Below are 22,025 nucleotides of genomic sequence, written 5' to 3' on the forward strand. Positions count from 1 at the left end.
TTCACGACTGGCCTCCCTGCATCTCTTCGTAGAGGCGGGAGGTCTCGATCCCCGCGCTGGAGCGGTACTTGAGGCCGAGCTGCTGGTAGCTCGCCGCGGTGCCGAAGGTCTGGTGGAAGGTGACTTTCCCGAAGACCATGAGTGGGTAGATCCGTACGGGACGGGCCGCGCGAATCTCCAGGGTCCATCGGATGGCGTGGCCCTGGTGGCCGAGCGGGGCGGAGACGTGGACCCATATCCCGAGGGCGCCGATGCTCCGGCTGCCGTTGAGGAACTGCGCGTACGTCTCCGATCCGGTCCTTTCGCGCGTGACGCCGAGGTACAGGACGCCGGGGACCAGGACGTAGCCCTCCGGCGGGATGGTGATCTCGCGGCTGGGGGTGCGGGAGGCCGCGTCGAGGTCGCCGTCGCAGATGCGCAGGGTGTCGCCGAGCCGCCAGTCGTAGGCGTTCGGCGAGAGGTACGCGGGATCGTAGGGCTCGATGGTGAGGGCGCCGTCGGCCCGTGCGGCGGCGATGGCCGGGCCGGTGAGGATCACGACTCCGCCGATCTGGCCGGCGGAAGGTCGCGCCAGTACGCGGAGGGCTGCGGGCCCGTGGCCGCCTGGTACTTGCCGGTGTAGAGGTCGACGGGGCCGGCCGCGACGAAGAACATGATCTGCCCGATCTTCATGCCCGGGTATACGCGCAAGGGGCGGACGGCGGACAGCATCAGCGTCCACTGCCCGTGGAATCCGATGTCGCCGATCGGCGCGGTGATCTCGACGAACAGTCCCAGTCGGCCCACCGAGGAGCGGCCGAACAGCAGCGGTACGAAGGAGTCGGAGCCGACTTCTTCGAGGGTGTGGCCGAGGTAGAGCTCGCCGGGCTGGAGGACGTAGCCGCCCTCGTCGATCAGTACTTCCGCCGTGGGATTGGGGCGGTGGCTGTCGATGACCGGGGTCGTGTACGTCAGGAGGGTCGGGCCGAGCCGGACGTTGTAGCTGTTGGGGTTGACCTGGTTCTGGTCGAACGGGGCGATGCGTAAGCGCCCGTCGACCGTGGCCGTGGTGATCTCGGGACCGGTCAGGATCACGGTCTTCCTCCTTCGGTCAGGACGTGCTGGACGGCTTGGCCGAGGGGCATGGCGGCCTGTCTGGGGTGTCCGTCGAAATACGCGTCGGCGAGGTAGCCGGTGGTCAGGAGGGATCGGGTGCAGGGCGGCAGCGATGCCGGTGCGGTGGCCAGGGGACCGGCCTGCGTGGACAGGCGCTCCAGCAGGGCGCGGACCTGGTGCTGATCGTCGGGCAGCGCGACGTGGACGAGCTGGTTGTCGAACGGTTCGGTGGCGAGCAGGTCGCCCCTGGTGAGCGTGGTGCCGAGGGGGACGGGGCGGAGCGCGGTCTCGTTGAGGACGACCGCTTCCGCTCCCAGGCCCGTATGCAGTCGTTCGACGATCTCCGCGACCAGCTCGGCCCGGTCGGGGACGCGGTGCCGGTAGGCACGAGCGACCGTGCCGAGGGGTGCCGCCAAGCGCCGGCGCAGGCTTTCGATCTCGTCGTGGATCGGTTCCAGGCCGGGTGGGGAGGCTGCGGCTGCGGGCGGCAGGCGAACCGACCGGCCGCTCCAGCCGCCCTCTTCCACGCTCGCGAGCGCGTAGCCGACTGCCAGTTCATGGCTCTTGAGGACCAGGGTGTCGCCTACGCGGACGGGTCCGTACTGGTCGCTGTGGCAGTGTCCCGCGAAAATCACGTCCAGGAACGGGCAGGCTTCGGCGATCTTCAGGTCTTCGGCGAATCCGGAGTGGCTCAGCAGGATCCAGGAGTCCACCTCGTGGTGGTGGGCGAGCATCAACTCCCTGAGCGCCCGAACCGGGTCGGTGACGCGGTGGCCGGCCCGGTCGGCGAACGGGACGGCGTTGAACGCCTGGACGCCCATCACACCGGTCACCGCGACCCGCCGGCCACCGATCGTGGCCAGGTGGACGCGCCGGAACAGGGCACTCCCGCTGGCGGCGTCCACCACGTTCGCGCAAACGGTGAGCCTGTGGAGGCTCGGTTCGAAGTAGTGCGGCCAGCCGTGGTTCCCGGGGGCGATCGCGTCGTACAGGGTGGTGAGGATCTCGCGCTCGACCTGTCCGCCGCCCAGCCGGTAGTACCCGCTGCCCTCGAGGAAGTCGCCGCTGTCGACGACGAGAGCCTCGGGCCGGGCCGCGTGCAGGTGGGCCAGCAGAGGCGCGACGCCGTCGAAGGCGGAGTGGACATCGGTCGTGGCCACGATGCGCTGCAAGGTCCGGGTCACGGCGTGACCTCGCAGATGTCGGCGCCGAGGGCGCGGAGCTTGGCAGGGAGGTCGGCATACCCCCGGCGGAGCTGCTGGAGCCCTCCGAGGGTGGTGACGCCGCGCGCGGTGAGCCCCGCGATGAGGAGGGCCGACCCGGTCCGGATGTCGGTGGACTCCACCCCCGCGCCGGTCAGGCGCTGCGGCCCGGTGAGGCGGCACTGGGTGGCCGAGATCTGGTCGATGTCCGCTCCCAGCGCTGCGAGTTGGGGGACCAGGTTGCCGTGGCGGCCGGGGTTGATCGTGTCCGCGAAGAGGTGCGTGCCGGGCAGTCCAAGGGCCAGCGCCATGAGCGCGGGCTCGAAGTCAGCGTCCAGGCCGCCGGGGGAGAGGGAAGCGATGGCGCGCAGGGAGTGGCCGGTCGGCTGCATGTTCCGGGCGTGAACCGTGAGGGCGTTCTCCTGCACGGCCACCGGCACGCCGAGCCAGCGCAGAGCGGTCACGACGGGCGCGACGTCCTCGCCGCGTACGCCCTCGATGCGGCCGTGGCCGCCCGTGGCCGCGAGCGCGCAGGCGAGCGTGCCCGCCTCGATCTTGTCGCCGGGAACGGCCCAGGTGATGGAGCCCTCCACGGAGGCCGCAGTCGGCGGAGTGAGAGCGATCAGGCGCTCGGTTGCATGGGCGCCCCACCCCGCTGACTGCACCGCGCGCAGAACGCCGGTGACCTCCGGAGACAGGTTCGGGAGGCCCAGCCGTAACGGTCGACCCGCGACCACCGCTCGCAGGATCGCGGCGACGGTCGCGCCGCGCGAGCGGAAAGGCAGCATCACCGAGACGGAGTCGGTACGGGCACTCCCGGCCACCACGCTGTAACCGCGCGCGTCCACCGCGTACCGGTCGCCGAACGCCTCGTACATCCTGAAGTGCTGCTCCATCCCCCGATCCCCGATCCGGCACCCGCCCGGCCACGGCAGAACGGCCCTTCCGTGGGTGGCGAGCAGTGCGGGCACCAGGTAGTACGAGGCGCGGATGCGACCTGCGGTCTCGAACAACTCCGGGGCGATGGTTCCGATGCCGCCGCCCATGAACAGGACCGTGCTCGGGTCGCCGACCGTACGAGCCAGCCGGTGCCCGGCCTGCTGCACCAGCGTGAGCATGGCCTGCACGTCGGCACTGGTGGGGACGTTGCTGAGCTGTACCGGCCGACGCAGGGCCGCAGCCGCTGCGAGGAGCGGCAGAGCGGCGTTCTTGGAGCCGTCGACGGTCACGGCCCCGGCGAGCGGCGGGCCGGGACGGATCGCGATCACCTCGGCCGTGGTGGCAGGGATCTGGGTGAGGGGCATGGTCATCTCCTTGGAAGCAGGGCGTGTACGGCCGCGTCGGGACATGCGGGTGGCGCCGGCACCGTGATCTCGGCCCAGCACCGCTTCCCGGAAGCAGTCGCCTCGACGTCGTGGCGGGCGGCCAGCGCCGCGACGATGGGCAGGCCGCGCCCGCTTTCGTCGTCAGTACCGGGCAGGTCGGCCTTCGGGAGTACGGGACTGGAGTCGCAGATCTCGATGCGCACCCGGCCGTCGTTCAGCTCCGCGGCCACGGAGATGGGGCCGTGTCCGGCATGACGCACGGCGTTGGTCAGCAACTCGCTGGTCACCAGCGCCACGTCCTCCAGCACCTCGTCGGCGCCATCCAGCCGCCAGTCACGAACCCCCGCGACGACCCGGTGTCTGGAGTCCGTGACGGCGTACGGCGTGCCGGCTACGGAGAAGCTGAAGCGAAGGGGTTTCACAGAAGTGCCTTCTGGTTGAGCGCGGCCTCACCGGAGTACCGTCCGGGGCGGTCCATGGAATTGCCCGGCCGCGCGCGCTTGGAATTGCTATGCAAAAGGCCGTATGGCCACCAAGTGGCCTGTGACCTGGCTCAGTTGAGTAGGCGGGGTCGGGTGCGGCGAGAAGTTTCGTGGCACAGATGATCGACGCGAGACGGCTCGGCGAGGTGCTCGGCCGAGCCCGCGTTCACCTCGGCTCCCGGGGCGTGTCCCGACTCGCGGGCGCGGCCTCGACATGGGTGGCCACCACCACTTCCGGCCGCCGGTCCCGGAACCGGTCGACCAAGGCGTCCGCGCCGGTGTCGAAGCGGGCCCGGTACGCGGTGGACGGCGGTGTGGTGAGCGAGAAGTGCACCCGGGGCTCGCCGACCGGGACCGGAGAGGCCACGGTCATTCCCGCCCTGGCGTCAGTCAGAGCCGGAGCGATCAGGTAGGCGAAGGCGAAGTCCGAACCGGCAGTCGCGTAAACAGGGTTGGGAACGTTGGGCGCGTGCAGCATGCGCATCGCTGTCACCCTCCTTCTTGGGGCCCGGAGCTCGACTTGGGCCAGTGAAGGAAGGAAACCGGTGAGCGCCACCATGACAGAATGGTGAATCGAGATCACTCACGGTTCATTCATCTCATTCGGCAGTCAGGGCGGGGGCTTTGATGGACGCGCGGGACGATGCCTTGACGGTCGAGCAAGCGGCTGAGGCGTTCGCGGCGGATCTGGCCCATTGGCGCGAGGTGAGGGGCCTGGCCAAGCGGGAGTTGGCCAGGAGGATGGGTTTCGACCCCTCCTACGTCAGCCATGTCGAGTCGGGTCGGCATAAACCGACAGAGGACTTCGCGCTGCGCGCGGAGGAGGCCCTGAACGCGGGCAAGGCCATCTGGAAGCGATGGCTGGACTATGAGGCGGCCAAGGTTCGCACCGCCCCGGCGCCGCCAGTGCAGGCTCCGCGCAGGGCCGAGCAGCCGTACGCGACCGGCTCGGCGATCGTCGTCGAGCACGATGCGGCCCGCCTGCATTACGACGGCAGCCACTACCGGCTGACGATGCGCCGCCTGCTGCGGAACACGGGCAGCGAGCCGATCAGCCGCTACCTGATCCGCATCAGCGTCGACCGCTACCCCGGCGAGCCCGAACGTTCCAACGCCCACTACCGCGAACACCCGCTGACCTGGGACGAACTCGCCCTTACCGCGGCCTGCCGGGGCGAGGCGATGCGCTGGCAGACCAAGCACGACCGCGACGCCTTCAAAGAGGTGTGGCTGGTGTTCGAGAACGCCGAGGGCCGCTTCCCTCTCTACCCGGGCGAGTCGGTCTGGATCGAGTACGCCTACTCGGTGGGCGAAGAGAAGTGGGGCCGTTGGTTCCAGCGTGCTGTGCGCCTGCCCACCGAGCACTTGGCGGTCGAACTCGCCTTTCCCGCTGCACTCGACCCCGCTGTGTGGGGAACCGAGACCTCCATGACCGCCGAGGCCGTACCGCTGCGGACAGCTCTGACACAGCGCGAGGAGAACGGGACGAGGATCTTCTCCTGGAGCACCTCCGCACCCGCACTGCACGCCCGGTACCGTCTGGAGTGGCGGTTCCGAAGCCAAGCGAACGGGACATGGTTGAAGGAGAGTTCAGGTGAACCAGGTGCGGCCTAGCGAGCAGATGCGGGACCTCGGCGTCGTGCAGGACGGAGCCCCGCTTCTCACCGAGCCCGCTCGCGCCTTCGACCTGCCGGCCGAGCGTGAGGCAGCCGAGCAAGCCATCGAGCAGATGCTCGCTTCCATGGAGCGGATCGGTCAGGTCCACCCGTTCGCCAAGGGCATGGGCCTCGCGGCTCCTCAGATCGGGATCGGCAGGGCCGCCGCTGTGGTCCAGCCCTCCGGCGACACTCCTGCGGTTGTTCTGCTGAACCCCCGCATCACCGACCGCTCCAGCGAGACGGACGAGCAGTACGAGGGCTGCCTGTCGTTCTTCGACGTCCGCGGCCTGGTCCCCCGCCCTCTGCGCATCACGGTAGAGACCACCACCCTGGACGGACACGTGGTGACCGCCACCTACGAACGTGGACTCGCTCGCCTGATCCACCACGAGATCGACCACCTGGACGGCCTGCTCTACACCACGCGGATGCCCGCTGGCGTCGCCCCCATCCCGGTCGAGCAGTACCGCCAGACCGGCCGCGCGTGGGCCTACGAGCGGTAACGGGTGGGCTGATCAACGCCGTCGCTTGTGCGACGGCTGTTGCTGCGCTGCGGCAGGTGTGGCAGCTGCCGGACGGCTTGTGACGGTGGGGACCCGGGTGGTGCTGCGGGCCATGGCTGCCTGGGCGCGGGGCCCAGGTGTGTGGCGTTTGCCGAGGCGGTGAACGCGCCAGGTCAGGGTGCGGGCGGGGTTGCGGGAGTCGTCGAGGGCACGTTGGCCGAGGGCCCGGTCGAGGACGATGGTCGGGTTGTGGCCGGCTGCTTCCGCGTCGGCGAGCACCGTAGCGAGGGCGTCCCAGGCGGGGTCCTGGAGGATGAGTTCGGCGTGATCGGGGGCGGCCTGCCGGAGGTGGCGGGCGTAACGCTGTTGGGTCTGGTCGCTAGCAGCATCACCAGCCCTGCCCCATCTCGTGCGGCAGCTGGAGTGCGCAGGATCGTGGGTAGGTCGCCAATCGGATCACCGGCAGGTTCAAGTCCGCTCGGGTCAGCGGGTGCCGTAAACCTGGTGGTAAGGCAGTTCCGCGTCTGTGGCCCTCAGGAAGTGCGGGGCTCGAACCTGGCCGCCGGCTGTGTGGCAGGCATCGCCGATTCGTGCCCCGCAGGCGCGGCAGTCCCAGTCCAGCGCTTCCTTGACGCCTTGCACTTTGATCTCCTCCAACGTGGCGGTCCGTTCCGCCCACCGCGCCCTTCGAGTAGGTTCGTCGGTAGGGGAGTCCGTTTGCCGTTTCCGGAAGGCCGTCTGCCGCGTGGGATCCGCTAGCGGACCCGTCAGTGGCTTTGTCAGTACGGCATTCTTGGCGGACTGCTCGCTCGCTTCGACCTCTGCCTCGAAATCTTCCATCTCCAGGCGGACGTACTGCTCGAAGTCGGCAAGGGTGGCGTCGGGCTGTGACGCGGCGAACGCGGTGACCCGGACATGAAGCAGGCGAAGGATATGCAGCTTCTGCTGGTCTTTGTAGTTGGTGAACTCGCCCATGGACGATCCTTCTGGTTGAGATGGGAAGGGGGCGGACTCAATTTTCGAGCAGGGTGTTCTCCAGGCGCTGCACTGCGTCTCCGTGGGCCCGCAGGTGTGGCTGCATCACCCATAGGTCATCGTGGAACGGTTCGAAGCCCAGCGACTGCCAGGTCTTCTGCACCACAGATGTTGAACCGCCCCGGGTTCGGTAGAGACTTCATATTGCGGTTGTGACCTGGGGTTTCGTGGTCGCGCGGTAGTAGTTGGTCTCGTATTCGACGGGTGGGATGTGCCCTATTTCACCGTGGAGCCGGCGGTGGCAGTACCAGTCCACCCACTCCGCGGTAGCGAGCTCGACCTGGGAAAGAGTCCTCCAGGGGCGCCCCGGTTTGATCAGCTCGGTCTTGAACAGGCCGATCGCGGACTCCATGAGGGCGTTGTCGTAGGCGTCGCCGACCGAGCCGATCGAGGCGGCGATGCCGGCGGCTGCCAGGTGCTCGGCGAGCCGGAAGCTCGTGTACTGCGACCCGGCATCGGAATGATGTATCAACTCGCCGCGCCGGTGGGGGTGTTCATCGCGGTCGCGTTGCCACAGGGCCATGTCCAGAGTGTCCAGGACGAGCTTGGTCTCCTTCGATGTGGCAGCGGACCAGCCGACGATCCGGCGGGAGAAGGTGTCGACGACGAAGGCGACGTAGACGACCCCCGACCAGGTCTTGACGTGGGTGAAGTCGGCGACCCAGTAGCGGTTGGGGGCCGACGCGACGAACTTGCGGTCCAGCAGGTCCGGTGCCCGCTCGACGCTGCTGTCCTGGATCGTGGTGATGACCTTCCTTCCGCGGACGGCGCCGGTGATGCCGAGCTCGCGCATGAGACGTTCGACGGTGCACCGGGCCACGGTGTGGCCCTGTCGGTGCAGCTCGCGCCAGACTTTCCTGGCGCCGTAGACACGGTAGTTGGCCTCGTGGACCTCGGTGATCGCGTCCTTGAGGACGGCGTCCCGCACCTGTCTGGCCGAAGGTTCGGCGGCGCGTTTCTTCGCCGCGTAGTAGGTGGAGGGGGCGATCTTGCAGTCGTGCTCGGCGAGTACGCGGCAGATCGGCTCGACACCGCCGAAGCGGGCCCGGTGCTCGTCGATGAACGCTACGAGCGTGTGTGGCCGGTCGAGCTCGGCCGCGAAGAAAGACGCCGCAGCCTTCAGGATGTCGTTCGCGCGGCGCAATTCGGCGTTCTCCTTCTTCAACGCCTTCATCGCCGCGGACTCCTCCGACGTCGTGCCCGGACGCTGCCCGGAGTCGATCTCGTCCCGCCTGACCCAGTTCCGCAGGGTCTCGGCCGAACCGATACCGAGCTTCTGGGCGACCGCCCGCACGGCAGCCGACTCGTTCGGGTAGTCACCGCGGACCTCGCCGACCATACGAACCGCTCGTTTGCGCAGCTCAACGGGATAAGAGGAAGGGCGTGCCATGACTCAATCCTTTCACGGAATTGAGTCTCCACTCGACCCGGGGCGGTTCAGTTTCCCTTGCGAGCCGGGCCTTGTCGTCGCGTTCGTCGGCTGGGATGTCGATGGGAAACGGGTGAGTGGCCACCAGGGCCGCCGAGTCGGTCGTCCAGCGGAGCAAGCGCCCGATGAGCAGTCGGCCGACGCCGCCGAGACCACGCCAAGCGGGAGCAAGCCTGGCGCGATCAATGAGGACCACGTGGGTGCCACCGATCAGACACTCTTCGAACTCGGCATGCAGCCCCATGTCCCCCGAGGGGTCGAAAAGCCGGGCGAAGTGCTCGTAGTCGGAGCTCCGTGAGTCCAGCGAGTCGTAGATGCGGTGGATCCGCCACAGGTCGAGGGTGAGGCCCGACATCCTGAAGATGGTCAGCTCCTCGCCATCGTCGCGCGAAGAACGTGATAGCGATACATCTGGCGAGAGGAGCCTTTCGCCCTCTGCGACCTCTTCGTCGTCCATGGGTTCCCAGACGGGGAGAACGGCCTTGCAACTCCACTCCAGCGTTGCGGGGTCATCATCCGCGTCCGTGGCCACCAGTGACGCGCTGGAGCTGAAGCGCAATTCGAGGCGGGGTAAGTGGGTCAGAAGGTTGACCTCGATGGGGGCTGCGGCTGTCATGCTGATAACGCTAGACCGGTGCGGGCAGCTGCTGGGGCCCTTTCTAGGAATGAGCGGCAGGGCCGCTGACCGAGGGGCTTTACTGCGTAACGCATCAGCTTATTCGCCTTCGTGTTGCGAGCAGGCGTGAATCAAGGGTGTCCCGGAACAAGGGGGGAGGTTGGGCTGAGAGGGGGCGTTCACAAGGGCGGCCGGAGTGGGTCTTTGCAGGGAGTGCCCTCAGAGATAGGGCACGCGGAGGGCACGCCACCTCGCAAGAGGTGTAGACAACGAACAAGGCCCTGGTCTCCGACCAGGGCCTTCATATGGAGCGGGTGACGAGAATCGAACTCGCGCTCTGAGCTTGGGAAGCTCATGTTCTACCATTAAACTACACCCGCGAGCAGCGCCGATGATCGGCTGTGCATGCTCGCACACTGTACCTCATGGCAGGGCCCCGGCGAATCCGTCGCGGGCCCTTTCGGCGTTTCGGGGGGCTTGTCGTGGTGTGGGGTGGGGGGAGCGAGGGGGTGGGGTTGACGGGTGTGCGGTGGGCGGGAGTTGGGGGCGTAGGTTGGAGCGGAGCGGCGTGTGGAGCGGGTCCTGTTCATCCCCTAATGTGTGGCTTTCTCGTTCGAGGCCGGTTGGTTGGGGAAGGGACTTGATGGAGTCGTTGAAGGCAGTGGCAGTGGCAGCAGTGGGGTCGGGGGAATTGGCGGAGCGCACCGTCGTCCGTTGCGCGGAGGGGCATGTGTTCGCCACCTCGACGTTTCCGATGCAGCAACTCGGGTCGGACCGGATCGGGCCCGGGCGGCTGATCCGGTGCCCCCGGTGCGCGCGGCTGCGCAGCTCGGTCCCGGTGGTGCCGGGCCGGCGGTAGCCGGGCCCGGTAGCAGGAACGGGTAGCCGGTAGTCCGGAGCCGTAGTTCGGAGCCGTAGTCCTGAGGGATTCCGGGGACGGTGCGGCGGTCCGGTGAACAGAGCCGGTGAACAGAGCCGGTGAAAGGGTCGGCGGCAGGTCGGCGGAAGGGTCGGCGGAGGTCGTCGGCGGTGGTGGGGCAGGCGCGCGGGTGCGGTCCGGTTGGGGTGGGCTCGCGCGTTCTGCGTATCCTCGGATCGTGCTTCTCTCTGACAAAGACCTCCGGAACGAGATCGACAGCGGTCGGGTCCGTATCGACCCGTTCGATCCGTCGATGGTTCAGCCTTCGAGCATCGATGTGCGGCTGGACCGCTACTTCCGGGTGTTCGAGAACCACCGCTACCCCCACATCGACCCCGCCGTCGAGCAGCCCGACCTGACCCGGACGGTCGAGCCGGAGGGGGATGAGCCGTTCATCCTGCATCCCGGCGAGTTCGTGCTCGCGTCGACGTACGAGGTCATCACGCTCCCCGACGACCTGGCCTCGCGGCTGGAGGGCAAGAGTTCGCTCGGGCGGCTCGGGCTGGTGACGCACTCCACCGCCGGGTTCATCGACCCCGGGTTCTCGGGGCACGTCACGCTGGAGCTGTCGAATCTGGCGACGCTGCCGATAAAGCTGTGGCCGGGGATGAAGATCGGGCAGTTGTGCATGTTCCGCCTGACGTCGCCGTCGGAGTTCCCCTACGGTTCGGAGCGGTACGGTTCCCGCTACCAGGGGCAGCGCGGTCCGACGGCCTCGCGTTCGTATCTGAACTTCCACCGGACCCAGGTCTGAGAAGAAGGACGCGGAGGTGACGGGCGTGGCAGCTGCGGAGGACCGGGAGAACCTGACCTACGAGACGTTCGGGCTCGCCGTGCGGGAGCTCGCGCAGGCGGTGGCCGACGACGGGTTCGAGCCCGATGTGGTGCTGAGCATCGCGCGGGGCGGCGTGTTCGTGGCCGGCGGTCTGGCGTACGCGCTGGACTGCAAGAACATCCACCTGGTCAACGTGGAGTTCTACACCGGTGTGGGCACGACCCTGGAGATGCCGGTCATGCTGGCGCCCGTCCCGAACGTCGTGGACTTCACGCGCAAGAAGGTCCTGATCGCCGACGACGTCGCCGACACCGGCAAGACGCTGAAGCTGGTCCGCGACTTCTGCCTGGACCACGTCGCCGAGGTACGCAGCGCGGTCATCTACGAGAAGCCGCAGTCGCTCGTGAAGTGCGAGTACGTGTGGAAGAAGACCGACCGCTGGATCAACTTCCCGTGGAGCGTCGAGAAGCCCGTCGTGCGGCGTACGGGGCAGGTTCTCGACTCCTGAGGGACCGAGGCAGCAGCGGTATCGCGTACGGAGAAGGCCCGGGCCCCCGCAGATAGGGGTCCGGGCCTTCTCCGTACGGGCGGCGGTCTGCCGCTCAGATGACGCCGAGCTTGAGGATGGAGAGCAGGCCGATCAGCTGGAGTGCCGAGGCGCCCAGGGCCTTCGGCCAGGGCAGGTCGTGGGACTTGCTGATCATCGAGGTGAAGAGCGCTCCGGCGGCCAGCAGGGTGAGCCAGCCGATGATCTGGACGAACGAGTTGTCGCCGCCCAGGAAGAGGGCGAAGAGCAGTCGGGGGGCGTCCGTGATCGACATGATCAGCATGGAGAGGCCCACGGTGGGCTGCCAGGCTCCGTCGCCGCCGAGCTGGCGAGCCAGGGTGTGGGTCACCGCACCGAGGATCAGGCCGCCGATGACGAAACCGACGCCGGTGAGGATGACGTAGGGGACGGCCGTGGAGATGGTGGCGTTGATGGCCTCTTCGCGGGCCTGGTCGAAGCCGAACAGCGCCAGCAGCCCGTAGACGAAGGTGACGATCAGCGCGGGGCCCCAGACCGGGTAGTCCCGCATCTGCCAGAACGTCGCGCCGGGGCGCAGCACGATGCCGGACAGCAGGTCCTTCCAGGCCAGGCGCGGGCCGGCCGGCTGGGCCGGGGTGTTGCCCGCCTGGTAGGTGCCGCCGTCGTTGTACGGGTCGTCGCCGAGGCTGAACGCCTGCGTGTGTCCCGGGTTGTTCGCGTACGGGTCTTGGCGCGGGGCCTCCTGGTACGGGTCGCCGAAGTACTCCGGCTCACCGTGCCCGCCCGGCTGCTGGCCGCGTCCGTCGTACTGCCCGCGCCCGTCGTTGCCGCGGGGCGCGGAGGTGTAGCCGCCGCCGTTGCCGTACGGGGTCGCGCGGGGCGCGCCGTACTGCGGCGGGGCGGGGGTGCCGCCTGCCTGCGGCCACTGCTGGGCACCGTACGGGGGCTGTGGTGCCTGCTGCCCTCCGTACGGCTGCCGCTGCTGCGGTTGCCGCGCCTGCTGCGGTTGTTGCGGGGTGCGGTTGTCCCGGCCGCGTCCGATCCTGAATCCAGCCACGTGATCGAACGTACCTGGTCCGGGCCGCGCCCAGTGGGGGAGTGGGGGGACGCGGACGGCTTTGCGGCTGAGCTGTGACATCCCGTACGGGCTTCCGGGTGTGTTCCCGTACGGGTGAAGGCGTGGTCCCGTGCGGGTGAACACGGGTGAACACGGATGAATACGGGTGCCGGTGCGTCCAGGTACGCGAAAAGCGGCCGGTCCTGCCCCCGAGGCAGGTCCGACCGCTTCTCACGTGCGGGTGGTGCGGGGTGGTGCTGTGGCGCCGGGTGGTGCGGGTGGTGCGGGGTGGTGCGTTACGCGGCCGGTTCCGGTTCGGGCTCCGGCTGGGGCTCGGGCTCCGGCTCGACGGGCTTCTTCACGGACTCCAGCAGGAGCTGCGAGACGTCCACGACCTGGATCGACTCCTTGGCCTTGCCGTCGTTCTTCTTGCCGTTGACCGAGTCGGTCAGCATGACGAGGCAGAACGGGCAGGCGGTGGAGACGATGTCCGGGTTGAGGGAGAGGGCCTCGTCGACGCGCTCGTTGTTGATGCGCTTGCCGATCCGCTCCTCCATCCACATCCGCGCGCCGCCGGCGCCGCAGCAGAAGCCGCGCTCCTTGTGGCGGTGCATCTCCTCGTTCCGCAGGCCCGGAACGCTCTTGATGATCTCGCGCGGCGGTGTGTAGACCTTGTTGTGACGGCCCAGGTAGCAGGGGTCGTGGTAGGTGATCAGACCCTCGACCGGGGTCACCGGGACGAGCTTGCCCTCGTCCACCAGGTGCTGGAGCAGCTGGGTGTGGTGGATGACCTCGTACTCGCCGCCGAGCTGCGGGTACTCGTTGGCGATGGTGTTGAAGCAGTGCGGGCAGGTCGCGACGATCTTCTTCGTCGCCTTCGCCTTCTTGGTGGAGTCGTCCTCGTCATCCTCGCCGAACGCCATGTTCAGCATCGCGACGTTCTCCTGGCCGAGCTGCTGGAAGAGCGGCTCGTTGCCGAGGCGGCGGGCGGAGTCACCGGTGCACTTCTCGTCGCCGCCCATGATCGCGAACTTGACGCCCGCGATGTGGAGCAGCTCGGCGAAGGCCTTGGTGGTCTTCTTCGCCCGGTCCTCCAGGGCGCCGGCGCAGCCGACCCAGTAGAGGTAGTCGACCTCGGTGAGGTCCTCGACGTCCTTGCCGACGATCGGGACCTCGAAGTCGACCTCCTTGGTCCACTCGACGCGCTGCTTCTTGGCGAGCCCCCAGGGGTTGCCCTTCTTCTCCAGGTTCTTGAGCATCGTGCCCGCCTCGGACGGGAACGCGGACTCGATCATCACCTGGTAGCGGCGCATGTCGACGATGTGGTCGATGTGCTCGATGTCGACGGGGCACTGCTCGACGCAGGCACCGCAGGTGGTGCAGGACCAGAGGACGTCCGGGTCGATGACGCCGTTCTCCTCGGCGGTGCCGATCAGCGGGCGCTCGGCCTCCGCGAGGGCCGACGCCGGGACGTCCTTGAGCTGCTCCTCGGTGGCCTTCTCGTTGCCCTCCGTGTCCTTGCCGCCGCCGGCCAGCAGATACGGCGCCTTGGCGTGCGCGTGGTCGCGCAGGGACATGATGAGGAGCTTCGGGGAGAGCGGCTTGCCGGTGTTCCAGGCGGGGCACTGCGACTGGCAGCGGCCGCACTCGGTGCAGGTGGAGAAGTCGAGGATGCCCTTCCAGGAGAACTGCTCGACCTGGGAGACGCCGAAGACGTCGTCCTCGCCCGGGTCCTCGAAGTCGATCTCCTTGCCGCCGCTGGTCATCGGCTTGAGCTCGCCGAGCGCGACGGCTCCGTCCGCGTTCCGCTTGAACCAGATGTTCGGGAAGGCGAGGAAGCGGTGCCAGGCGACGCCCATGTTGGTGTTCAGCCCGACGGTGATCGCCCAGCCCATGGTGACGCCGAGCTTGATCATCGCGGTGAGGTAGACGAGGTTCTGCAGCGTGGAGAGGCCCAGGCCCTTGAACGCGGCGACCAGGGGGTACGACGCGAAGTACGAAGCCTCGTAGCCGTCCACGTGGTGCAGGGCGCCCTCGAGCCCGCGCAGGGTCATGATCGCGAGGCCGATGACGAGGATGACCGACTCGACGAAGTACGCCTGGCCCATCTTGGACCCCGCGAACCGGGACTTGCGGCCCGGACGGGAGGGCAGGTTCAGCTGGCGGATCGCGATGAGGACGAGGATGCCCACCGTCGTCGCGAGCGCGATGAACTCCGTGTAGACCTCGTACGGCAGCCAGCCGCCGAGGACCGGGAGCACCCAGTCGGCCTTGAACAGCTGACCGTAGGCCGTGACGATGGTCAGGCCCAGGGTCAGGAAGCCGACGGCGACGAACCAGTGCGCGACGCCGACGATGCCCCACCGGTTCATCCGGGTGTGGCCGACGAACTCCTTGGCCAGGGTGATCGTGCGGTTCTTGGGGTCGTCGGTGCGGCTGCCCGCGGGGACCGGCTGTCCGAGGCGGACGAACCGGTAGATCTGCGCGACGGCTCGGGAAATGAGCGCAACGCCGACCACGGTCAGCACCAGCGACACGATGATCGCGGCGAGTTGCATGAAGGGGCTCCTCGGGCCTGCGAGGGTGGGATTTTTGACACTACTAAGCAGTAACTTAATCAGTCTGTGCTGACACTATCCACTTATTCCAGCGGGCTGTAGCCGGGCAGCCGGTGATCTGTGTCGCTCAGGCTGCCCTTGGCCCGCCGGGTCGGTCCGCGGAGGGTCGCGCGCACAGGAGTGTGCACGGATTCGGCCAGAATTGCCAGGTCGAGCCTGATTCGCTGGGTTTGGGTCCGGCTCAGGGCCAGGGTCTGGGCGTAGTGCAGGTCGAGCAGCGCCGCCTCGTCCCACGGCATCCCGGAACGCGCGCGCACCTGCGCGAGCCCGGTCAGCCCGGGGCGCAGCTCCAGCCGCCAGCGGCGCGGCCCGCCGTCCAGCAGGCGGGGGTCGTCCGGTGCGAGCGGCGCGGGGCCGACGAGCGACAGCTCCCCGCGCACGACGTGCGCCAGCCGGGAGACCGCGTCGAGCCGGAGCCACCGGGTGCGCAGCGACCGCAGGACGAAGGTGCGCCCGCCGAGCCCGGCCCGGGGGCTCCGGTCGATCACCCTGCCGGGGCCGTGCCGTACGGCGAGGGCGAGCGCGGCGCAGAGCAGGACGGGTGCCGCCAGGAGGAGCAGCGCCAGGCCGAGGGTCACGTCCAGCAGCCGTTTGGCCCCGCCGTCCAGGGGCAGGGGCGGGGCCGGTGGGCGTACGGGGACGGGGGCCGGCGTCCGTACCCCGCGTACCCCGCCGGGCGGCGGGACGTGCCTCGGGCGCGACGGGGGATCCATGGGCCGGGTCCCGCGCGACGGGGGATCCGTGGGCCGGGCCCCGCGCGACGGGGGATCCATGGGCCGGGCCCCGCGCGACGGCGGGCCGAGGGGCCGGACCGGTCGGGCCGCCTGGAGTGACTGCCACCATGCGCCGCCGCTCTGTCTGTAGCGTCGCTGCCTCGCGTTCCGCATCGCGCCCGCCCGGGTTTCGGAGTTCGGTGGGGGTCCGGAGCCGGTGCGTTTTGACCGGCTCACGGCATTTTGTGACAGAACAATCCCACGGTGCGATGGTGGGACGGGGTGAGTGGCGCGCCCCGCTTCCCGCGTGTCTCCCGGGCGCCGCGCAGGTCCCCCTCGGTGGGGCGAGGCCGGGCCGGGCCGTGGGGCGGACGAGGCGTGCGGGGTGTCCGGTTGGTGGCGCGCGGGGTCGCGTACCGCGCTGAGCTGCGCATTCGCCACCTGGCGCGGGTCATCGGCACTTAAGTTGAGTCTTCATGACTCAGGTCCGTTGACTCTGCGGCGGGTGTCATGCATCCTTGAGTCAGATCCGCTCAAGTAAGTCTTCAGGAGGAATCGAAATGGCACGTGCGGTCGGCATCGACCTGGGCACGACTAACTCCGTCGTCAGCGTTCTCGAAGGCGGCGAGCCCACCGTCATCACCAACGCCGAAGGCGCCAGGACCACGCCGTCCGTCGTCGCCTTCGCGAAGAATGGCGAGGTGCTCGTCGGCGAGGTGGCCAAGCGTCAGGCCGTCACCAACGTCGACAGGACCATCCGCTCCGTCAAGCGCCACATGGGCACTGACTGGAAGATCGACCTCGACGGCAAGAGCTTCAACCCGCAGCAGATGAGCGCCTTCATCCTGCAGAAGCTGAAGCGCGACGCCGAGGCGTACCTGGGTGAGAAGGTGACCGACGCGGTCATCACCGTCCCGGCGTACTTCAACGACTCCGAGCGTCAGGCGACCAAGGAGGCCGGTGAGATCGCGGGCCTCAACGTCCTGCGCATCGTCAACGAGCCGACCGCCGCCGCGCTGGCGTACGGCCTCGACAAGGACGACCAGACGATCCTCGTCTTCGACCTCGGTGGCGGCACCTTCGACGTGTCGCTCCTGGAGATCGGTGACGGCGTCGTCGAGGTGAAGGCCACCAACGGTGACAACCACCTCGGTGGTGACGACTGGGACCAGCGCGTCGTCGACCACCTGGTGAAGCAGTTCGCCAACGGCCACGGCGTGGACCTGTCCAAGGACAAGATGGCTCTCCAGCGTCTCCGCGAGGCCGCGGAGAAGGCGAAGATCGAGCTCTCGTCCTCGACCGAGACCACGATCAACCTGCCCTACATCACGGCGTCCGCCGAGGGCCCGCTGCACCTGGACGAGAAGCTCACGCGCGCCCAGTTCCAGCAGCTGACCGCCGACCTGCTGGACCGGTGCAAGAGCCCGTTCCACAACGTCATCAAGGACGCGGGCATCGCCCTCTCCGAGATCGACCACGTCGTTCTCGTCGGCGGCTCGACCCGTATGCCGGCCGTCGCCGAGCTCGTCAAGGAGCTGACCGGTGGCCAGGACGCCAACAAGGGCGTGAACCCGGACGAGGTCGTCGCCATCGGCGCCTCGCTCCAGGCCGGTGTCCTCAAGGGTGAGGTCAAGGACGTCCTGCTCCTCGACGTCACCCCGCTGTCCCTCGGTATCGAGACCAAGGGCGGCATCATGACCAAGCTCATCGAGCGGAACACGACGATCCCGACCAAGCGGTCCGAGATCTTCACCACCGCCGAGGACAACCAGCCCTCCGTGCAGATCCAGGTCTACCAGGGCGAGCGCGAGATCGCGGCGTACAACAAGAAGCTCGGGATGTTCGAGCTGACGGGCCTGCCGCCGGCCCCGCGCGGCGTGCCGCAGATCGAGGTCACCTTCGACATCGACGCCAACGGCATCATGCACGTCGGAGCCAAGGACCTCGGCACCGGCAAGGAGCAGAAGATGACCGTCACCGGTGGCTCCTCGCTGCCGAAGGACGAGGTCAACCGGATGCGCGAAGAGGCCGAGCAGTACGCCGACGAGGACCACCGTCGCCGCGAGGCCGCCGAGACGCGCAACCAGGGCGAGCAGCTCGTCTACCAGACGGAGAAGTTCCTCAAGGACAACGAGGACAAGGTTCCCGGCGACGTCAAGACGGAGGTGGAGACCGCGCTCGACGAGCTGAAGGAGAAGCTCAAGGGCGAGGACACCGCCGAGATCCGTACGGCCACCGAGAAGGTCGCCGCCGTCTCCCAGAAGCTGGGCCAGGCGATGTACGCCAACGCCCAGGCCGATGGTGCGGCCGCCGGTGAGCCCGGTGCCGAGCAGGCCCGTCCGGCCGACGACGACGTCGTCGACGCCGAGATCGTGGACGACGAGAAGGACAGCAAGGGCGGTGCGGTGTGACGGAGGAGACCCCGGGCTTCGAGGAGAAGCCCGACGTCCCTTCCGGCGCCACCTCCGACGACGCCGAGCCGAAGGCCGCCTCCGAGGAGGCGGCCCCGGCCGGGGACGCTGACCAGACCGCAGGCCTGACCGCGCAGCTGGACCAGGTACGCACGGCGCTCGCCGAGCGCACGACGGATCTCCAGCGGCTGCAGGCCGAGTACCAGAACTACCGTCGCCGCGTCGAGCGGGACCGGGTCACGGTGAAGGAGATCGCCTCGGCGAACCTCCTGACCGAGCTCCTCCCCGTCCTCGACGACGTCGGCCGGGCCCGCGAGCACGGCGAGCTCGTCGGCGGCTTCAAGTCGGTGGCCGACTCCCTGGAGTCGATCGTCACCAAGCTGGGTCTCCAGCAGTTCGGCGAGGAGGGCGAGCCCTTCGACCCGACGATCCACGAAGCCCTGATGCACAGCTACGCGCCGGACGTCACGGAGACGACCTGCGTGGCGATCCTGCAGCCGGGGTACCGCTTCGGCGAGCGCACCATCCGCCCCGCGCGGGTCGCCGTGGCGGAGCCGCAGCCGGGCGCCACGCCCGCGGCGGCGAAGGAAGAGAAGGCAGACGACGAGGAGAGCGGTGGACCCGAGGAGGTCTGACATCACGTCGGACCACCCGGTCGCACACCGACCGGCCGGGCGGCCGGCCCCAGGGCCTGCCGCCCGGGCCTTGTCCAGGGACCGGCGTCGACCGGGGAGCGACAGCGCTCCCCGTGAGCCGGGCATGTCGTACGCGAGAGGCCGACGGCCGATCGTCCGGAAGGAGGGACGTCGATGAGCACGAAGGACTTCGTCGAGAAGGACTACTACAAGGTCCTCGGCGTCCCGAAGGACGCCACCGACGCCGAGATCAAGAAGGCCTACCGGAAACTCGCCCGTGAGTTCCACCCGGACGCCAACAAGGGTGACGCCAAGGCCGAGGAGCGCTTCAAGGAGATCTCCGAGGCGAACGACGTCCTCGGCGACACCAAGCGGCGCAAGGAGTACGACGAGGCGCGCGCCCTCTTCGGCAACGGCGGGTTCCGGCCCGGTCCCGGTGCCGGAGGCGGGTTCCCCGGCGGCTTCGACCTGGGCGACCTCTTCGGAGGCACCCAGGGCGGCGGGGCGGGCCAGGGCGGCGGCGGCTTCGGCGGCGGGGGAGGCCTCGGCGACGTGTTCGGCGGGCTCTTCAACCGCGGCGGCGCCGCCGGTACCCGGGTCCAGCCGCGCAGGGGCCAGGACATCGAGACCGAGGTGACGCTCAGCTTCACCGAGGCCGTCGACGGGGCCACGGTCCCGCTGCGGATGTCCAGCCAGGCGCCCTGCAAGGCGTGCTCCGGCACCGGCGACAAGAACGGCACCCCGCGGGTCTGCCCGACCTGTGTCGGTACCGGCCAGGTCTCGCGCGGCAGCGGTGGCGGGTTCTCGCTCACCGACCCGTGCGTGGACTGCAAGGGCCGCGGTCTGATCGCCGAGAACCCCTGCGAGGTCTGCAAGGGCAGCGGACGCGCCAAGTCCGCCCGCACCATGCAGGTCCGCATCCCGGCGGGTGTCCTGGACGGGCAGCGGATCCGGCTGCGCGGCAAGGGCGGCCAGGGCGAGCGGGGCGGTCCGGCCGGCGACCTCTACGTCGCCGTCCACGTGGACGCGCACCCGGTCTTCGGCCGCAAGGGCGACAACCTCACCGTCACCGTGCCCGTCACCTTCCCGGAGGCGGCGCTCGGCGGCGAGGTGAAGGTCCCCACCCTCGGTGGCCCTCCGGTCACCCTCAAGATCCCCGCGGGTACCCCGAACGGGCGTACGATGCGCGCCCGCGGCAAGGGCGCCGTGCGCAAGGACGGCACCCGGGGTGACCTCCTCGTCACCGTGGAGGTCGCGGTGCCCACCGAGCTGGGCGACGAAGCCAGGGAAGCGCTGGAGGCCTACCGCAAGGCGGCCGCGGTCCAGGACCCGCGGGCCGACCTGTTCCAGGCCGCGAAGGGAGCTTGAGATGGACGGCCGCCGACGTAATCCGTACGAACTGACCGATGAGAGCCCGGTGTACGTGATCTCGATCGCGGCCCAGCTCTCGGGCCTGCACCCGCAGACACTCCGTCAGTACGACCGCCTCGGCCTGGTCTCCCCGGACCGCACGGCCGGACGCGGACGGCGTTACTCGGCCCGTGACATCGAACTGCTGCGCACCGTGCAGCAGTTGTCCCAGGACGAGGGCATCAACCTGGCCGGCATCAAGCGCATCATCGAGCTGGAGAACCAGGTCGCCGCGCTCCAGCAGCGCGTCGTCGAGCTCTCCGCCGCGGTGGACGGGGCGGCGGTCGCCATGCAGCAGCGCGAGGCTCAGGTGCACGCTTCGTACCGGCGCGACCTCGTGCCGTACCAGGACGTGCAGCAGACCAGTGCGCTCGTCGTCTGGCGGCCCAAGCGGCCGAAGGACTGACAGCGGACGGGCGCCTGTCGCCCGGTCGACGCGAAGGCCCGCCCACCGGTGTTCGGACACCGGTGGGCGGGCCTTTCGCACGGGCTGGGTGCCGGTGTCAGCCGTCCTCGCTGAGAATGCCCGACTGGGCTATCAGAAAGCCGAGTTGGGCTCGGCTGCTGCTTCCGAGGGTGGCGGCGAGCTTGGCGATGTGCGCCCGGCAGGTCCGTACGTTCATCCCGAGCCGACGCGCGATCGAGTCGTCCACGTGGCCCTCGACGAGGAGTTGGGCGATGGACCGCTGGACCGCGCTGATGCCCTCCGGTGTGGGCTCGTACCGGATCTCCTCCAGCAGCGGGGTGGCGCGGGTCCAGAACTTCTCGAAGACCGACGCGAGATAGGCGACCAGCCCCGGGTGGCGGAGTTCCAGGGCGACTTGGCGGTCGTCCTGGGCCGGTATGAAGGCGACGGTGCGGTCGAAGACGATGAGGCGCTCGATGAGCTCCTCGGAGGTCCTGATCTCGACATTGGCGTCGGCGATGCGTTCCGCGTAGGCCAGGGTGCTGGGGCTGTAGCGGACGGTGTGCTGGTACAGCGTCCGCATGCGGATGCCCCGGTGGACGACGGAGAGGCCGCGTTCCAGGGCCTTGCCGAGCCGGTCCTCGTTCCTTCCGCCGCCGGGCTGGATGGTGAGGACCTCGCTGTGGCATTCCGCGGTGGCGACGTCCAGGGCGCCGTTGATCCGGGCCACGCCCTCCAGCACGGTGATGGCGTGGGTGGCGGGCGGTCCCTGGGCGCTGATGTCCATGAAGGGTTCGAAGGACTGCGCGAGCAGCACCGAGTGGCGCCGGCGCTCCTGTATCTCGCGCTCCAGGGGATTCACGTGCTGGGCGAGCGCGGTGGAGGGCGGTACGGGGCGCAGCCAGTCGGGGTCGTCGGGATCGGCGTGCAGCAGGGCGAATTCCATCAGGCACGGGGCCGGTTCGACCTCTTCGCGCGCGATTCTTCCGGAGCGGAGTGCGCCCGAGTAGAGACGTTTGCCGTCCTCACACAGTTCGGTGATTCCGTGAGGATGTGTCGTTTTGGTGTCTCTTGTGATCATTTCTCCACCCCCCAGGTTCCTGAACATGCAAGAACATGATGCATCGACTCTGTGGTGTTCACAGGGTCGCGTGAGACATCGTCTTAGGGACGGGGGAGAAGAATCCACAAGTGAGGACGAAGCCGATTA

At 68.8% G+C, this 22,025-nt stretch carries 22 protein-coding genes, 1 tRNA gene and 1 pseudogene; 9 read left to right on the forward strand and 15 right to left on the reverse strand.

Features of this window, described 5'->3' with window-relative positions:
- Position 1: 1 nt before the first annotated feature.
- From OHA55_RS16425 to OHA55_RS16450, 6 genes are all read right to left on the reverse strand, one after another.
- Complete coding sequence (locus tag OHA55_RS16425) at positions 2-538, reverse strand: deoxycytidine triphosphate deaminase (RefSeq protein WP_266706974.1); 537 nt, start codon at positions 536-538, stop codon at positions 2-4.
- The gene (gene dcd, locus OHA55_RS16430) at positions 535-1,074 is read right to left on the reverse strand and encodes a dCTP deaminase (RefSeq protein ID WP_266706976.1); all 540 of its coding nucleotides are present in this window, start codon (positions 1,072-1,074) and stop codon (positions 535-537) included. Before dcd (OHA55_RS16430) ends, OHA55_RS16425 begins: the two co-directional genes overlap by 4 nt.
- The gene (locus OHA55_RS16435) at positions 1,071-2,279 is read right to left on the reverse strand and encodes a metallophosphoesterase (protein WP_266706978.1); all 1,209 of its coding nucleotides are present in this window, start codon (positions 2,277-2,279) and stop codon (positions 1,071-1,073) included. Before OHA55_RS16435 ends, dcd (OHA55_RS16430) begins: the two co-directional genes overlap by 4 nt.
- Positions 2,276-3,601 (reverse strand): UDP-N-acetylglucosamine 1-carboxyvinyltransferase, encoded by a 1,326-nt coding sequence (locus OHA55_RS16440; RefSeq protein ID WP_266706980.1) that lies wholly within the window; start codon positions 3,599-3,601, stop codon positions 2,276-2,278. The genes OHA55_RS16435 and OHA55_RS16440 overlap by 4 nt, the downstream gene beginning before the upstream one ends.
- A 2-nt stretch (positions 3,602-3,603) precedes the next feature.
- A complete protein-coding gene (locus OHA55_RS16445) occupies positions 3,604-4,044 on the reverse strand; it encodes an ATP-binding protein (protein WP_266706982.1) in 441 nt (146 codons plus the stop codon).
- Between the two features lie 226 nt (positions 4,045-4,270).
- Positions 4,271-4,588, reverse strand: coding sequence for a hypothetical protein (locus OHA55_RS16450; protein WP_266706984.1), 318 nt, complete (start codon positions 4,586-4,588; stop codon positions 4,271-4,273).
- A gap of 164 nt (positions 4,589-4,752) precedes the next feature.
- Here OHA55_RS16450 and OHA55_RS16455 point away from each other — a divergent pair, with 164 nt between their 5' ends.
- Both OHA55_RS16455 and OHA55_RS16460 read left to right on the forward strand, forming a co-directional pair.
- Positions 4,753-5,718: a helix-turn-helix transcriptional regulator gene (locus OHA55_RS16455; RefSeq protein WP_266706986.1), complete on the forward strand. Its 966-nt coding sequence runs from the start codon at positions 4,753-4,755 to the stop codon at positions 5,716-5,718.
- Positions 5,699-6,265: a peptide deformylase gene (locus OHA55_RS16460; RefSeq protein ID WP_266706988.1), complete on the forward strand. Its 567-nt coding sequence runs from the start codon at positions 5,699-5,701 to the stop codon at positions 6,263-6,265. Before OHA55_RS16455 ends, OHA55_RS16460 begins: the two co-directional genes overlap by 20 nt.
- Before the next feature lie 12 nt (positions 6,266-6,277).
- Here OHA55_RS16460 and OHA55_RS16465 read toward each other — a convergent pair.
- From OHA55_RS16465 to OHA55_RS16485, 5 genes and pseudogenes are all read right to left on the reverse strand, one after another.
- Positions 6,278-6,640 (reverse strand): annotated as a pseudogene (locus tag OHA55_RS16465) (mobilization protein); the annotation flags it as partial.
- A 108-nt stretch (positions 6,641-6,748) separates the two neighbouring features.
- Entirely contained in the window at positions 6,749-7,240 is a 492-nt protein-coding gene (locus OHA55_RS16470) for a hypothetical protein (RefSeq protein WP_266706990.1), read from the reverse strand.
- Positions 7,241-7,439: 199 nt separating this feature from the next.
- A complete protein-coding gene (locus OHA55_RS16475) occupies positions 7,440-8,690 on the reverse strand; it encodes an IS3 family transposase (RefSeq protein ID WP_266706044.1) in 1,251 nt (416 codons plus the stop codon).
- Positions 8,662-9,345 carry a hypothetical protein gene (locus tag OHA55_RS16480; protein WP_266706992.1) on the reverse strand — a complete coding sequence of 228 codons (684 nt, stop codon included), beginning with the start codon at positions 9,343-9,345 and terminating at the stop codon, positions 8,662-8,664. Before OHA55_RS16480 ends, OHA55_RS16475 begins: the two co-directional genes overlap by 29 nt.
- A gap of 306 nt (positions 9,346-9,651) precedes the next feature.
- Positions 9,652-9,725, reverse strand: a tRNA-Gly gene (locus OHA55_RS16485).
- 263 nt (positions 9,726-9,988) lie between these two features.
- Between OHA55_RS16485 and OHA55_RS16490 the strand changes: the two genes are divergently transcribed.
- The 3 genes from OHA55_RS16490 to OHA55_RS16500 all read left to right on the forward strand — a co-directional run bounded on the left by OHA55_RS16490 (position 9,989) and on the right by OHA55_RS16500 (position 11,547).
- Positions 9,989-10,204 (forward strand): hypothetical protein, encoded by a 216-nt coding sequence (locus tag OHA55_RS16490; RefSeq protein ID WP_266706994.1) that lies wholly within the window; start codon positions 9,989-9,991, stop codon positions 10,202-10,204.
- A gap of 238 nt (positions 10,205-10,442) precedes the next feature.
- Positions 10,443-11,018 (forward strand): dCTP deaminase, encoded by a 576-nt coding sequence (gene dcd, locus OHA55_RS16495; RefSeq protein WP_266706996.1) that lies wholly within the window; start codon positions 10,443-10,445, stop codon positions 11,016-11,018.
- A 25-nt stretch (positions 11,019-11,043) separates the two neighbouring features.
- A complete protein-coding gene (locus OHA55_RS16500; protein WP_266706998.1) occupies positions 11,044-11,547 on the forward strand; it encodes a phosphoribosyltransferase in 504 nt (167 codons plus the stop codon).
- 94 nt (positions 11,548-11,641) lie between these two features.
- Here the strand turns inward: OHA55_RS16500 and OHA55_RS16505 are convergent, their stop codons facing one another.
- The 3 genes from OHA55_RS16505 to OHA55_RS16515 all read right to left on the reverse strand — a co-directional run bounded on the left by OHA55_RS16505 (position 11,642) and on the right by OHA55_RS16515 (position 15,953).
- The gene (locus tag OHA55_RS16505; RefSeq protein ID WP_266707000.1) at positions 11,642-12,622 is read right to left on the reverse strand and encodes a YIP1 family protein; all 981 of its coding nucleotides are present in this window, start codon (positions 12,620-12,622) and stop codon (positions 11,642-11,644) included.
- Between the two features lie 296 nt (positions 12,623-12,918).
- Positions 12,919-15,180, reverse strand: coding sequence for a (Fe-S)-binding protein (locus OHA55_RS16510; RefSeq protein ID WP_266707002.1), 2,262 nt, complete (start codon positions 15,178-15,180; stop codon positions 12,919-12,921).
- Positions 15,181-15,263: 83 nt separating this feature from the next.
- Positions 15,264-15,953 carry a sugar transferase gene (locus OHA55_RS16515; RefSeq protein ID WP_266707004.1) on the reverse strand — a complete coding sequence of 230 codons (690 nt, stop codon included), beginning with the start codon at positions 15,951-15,953 and terminating at the stop codon, positions 15,264-15,266.
- Positions 15,954-16,513: 560 nt separating this feature from the next.
- Between OHA55_RS16515 and dnaK the strand changes: the two genes are divergently transcribed.
- The 4 genes from dnaK to OHA55_RS16535 all read left to right on the forward strand — a co-directional run bounded on the left by dnaK (position 16,514) and on the right by OHA55_RS16535 (position 20,815).
- Positions 16,514-18,364 (forward strand): molecular chaperone DnaK, encoded by a 1,851-nt coding sequence (gene dnaK, locus OHA55_RS16520; protein ID WP_266707006.1) that lies wholly within the window; start codon positions 16,514-16,516, stop codon positions 18,362-18,364.
- A complete protein-coding gene (grpE, locus tag OHA55_RS16525; protein ID WP_266707008.1) occupies positions 18,361-18,999 on the forward strand; it encodes a nucleotide exchange factor GrpE in 639 nt (212 codons plus the stop codon). The genes dnaK and grpE overlap by 4 nt, the downstream gene beginning before the upstream one ends.
- A 174-nt stretch (positions 19,000-19,173) precedes the next feature.
- Positions 19,174-20,367: a molecular chaperone DnaJ gene (gene dnaJ / locus OHA55_RS16530; RefSeq protein ID WP_266707010.1), complete on the forward strand. Its 1,194-nt coding sequence runs from the start codon at positions 19,174-19,176 to the stop codon at positions 20,365-20,367.
- A 1-nt stretch (position 20,368) separates the two neighbouring features.
- A complete protein-coding gene (locus OHA55_RS16535) occupies positions 20,369-20,815 on the forward strand; it encodes a helix-turn-helix domain-containing protein (RefSeq protein WP_266707012.1) in 447 nt (148 codons plus the stop codon).
- 97 nt (positions 20,816-20,912) lie between these two features.
- On the opposite strand, the gene OHA55_RS16540 is transcribed toward OHA55_RS16535, so the two are convergent.
- Entirely contained in the window at positions 20,913-21,923 is a 1,011-nt protein-coding gene (locus OHA55_RS16540) for a helix-turn-helix transcriptional regulator (RefSeq protein WP_266707014.1), read from the reverse strand.
- Between the last annotated feature and the right edge of the window lie 102 nt (positions 21,924-22,025).

It is taken from the genome of Streptomyces sp. NBC_00102 (assembly GCF_026343115.1).
Lineage (GTDB): Bacteria > Actinomycetota > Actinomycetes > Streptomycetales > Streptomycetaceae > Streptomyces.

Excerpts from the sequence above, each read along its gene's own strand:
- OHA55_RS16440 (WP_266706980.1), bottom strand. The coding sequence starts at position 3,601 with ATGCCCCTCACCCAGATCCCTGCCACCACGGCCGAGGTGATCGCGATC.
- OHA55_RS16450 (WP_266706984.1), bottom strand. The coding sequence starts at position 4,588 with ATGCGCATGCTGCACGCGCCCAACGTTCCCAACCCTGTTTACGCGACT.
- OHA55_RS16470 (WP_266706990.1), bottom strand. The coding sequence starts at position 7,240 with ATGGGCGAGTTCACCAACTACAAAGACCAGCAGAAGCTGCATATCCTT.
- OHA55_RS16475 (WP_266706044.1), bottom strand. The coding sequence starts at position 8,690 with ATGGCACGCCCTTCCTCTTATCCCGTTGAGCTGCGCAAACGAGCGGTT.
- OHA55_RS16480 (WP_266706992.1), bottom strand. The coding sequence starts at position 9,345 with ATGACAGCCGCAGCCCCCATCGAGGTCAACCTTCTGACCCACTTACCC.
- OHA55_RS16490 (WP_266706994.1), top strand. The coding sequence starts at position 9,989 with ATGGAGTCGTTGAAGGCAGTGGCAGTGGCAGCAGTGGGGTCGGGGGAA.
- OHA55_RS16510 (WP_266707002.1), bottom strand. The coding sequence starts at position 15,180 with ATGCAACTCGCCGCGATCATCGTGTCGCTGGTGCTGACCGTGGTCGGC.
- OHA55_RS16515 (WP_266707004.1), bottom strand. The coding sequence starts at position 15,953 with ATGGATCCCCCGTCGCGCCCGAGGCACGTCCCGCCGCCCGGCGGGGTA.
- dnaK (WP_266707006.1), top strand. The coding sequence starts at position 16,514 with ATGGCACGTGCGGTCGGCATCGACCTGGGCACGACTAACTCCGTCGTC.
- dnaJ (WP_266707010.1), top strand. The coding sequence starts at position 19,174 with ATGAGCACGAAGGACTTCGTCGAGAAGGACTACTACAAGGTCCTCGGC.
- OHA55_RS16535 (WP_266707012.1), top strand. The coding sequence starts at position 20,369 with ATGGACGGCCGCCGACGTAATCCGTACGAACTGACCGATGAGAGCCCG.
- OHA55_RS16540 (WP_266707014.1), bottom strand. The coding sequence starts at position 21,923 with ATGTTCAGGAACCTGGGGGGTGGAGAAATGATCACAAGAGACACCAAA.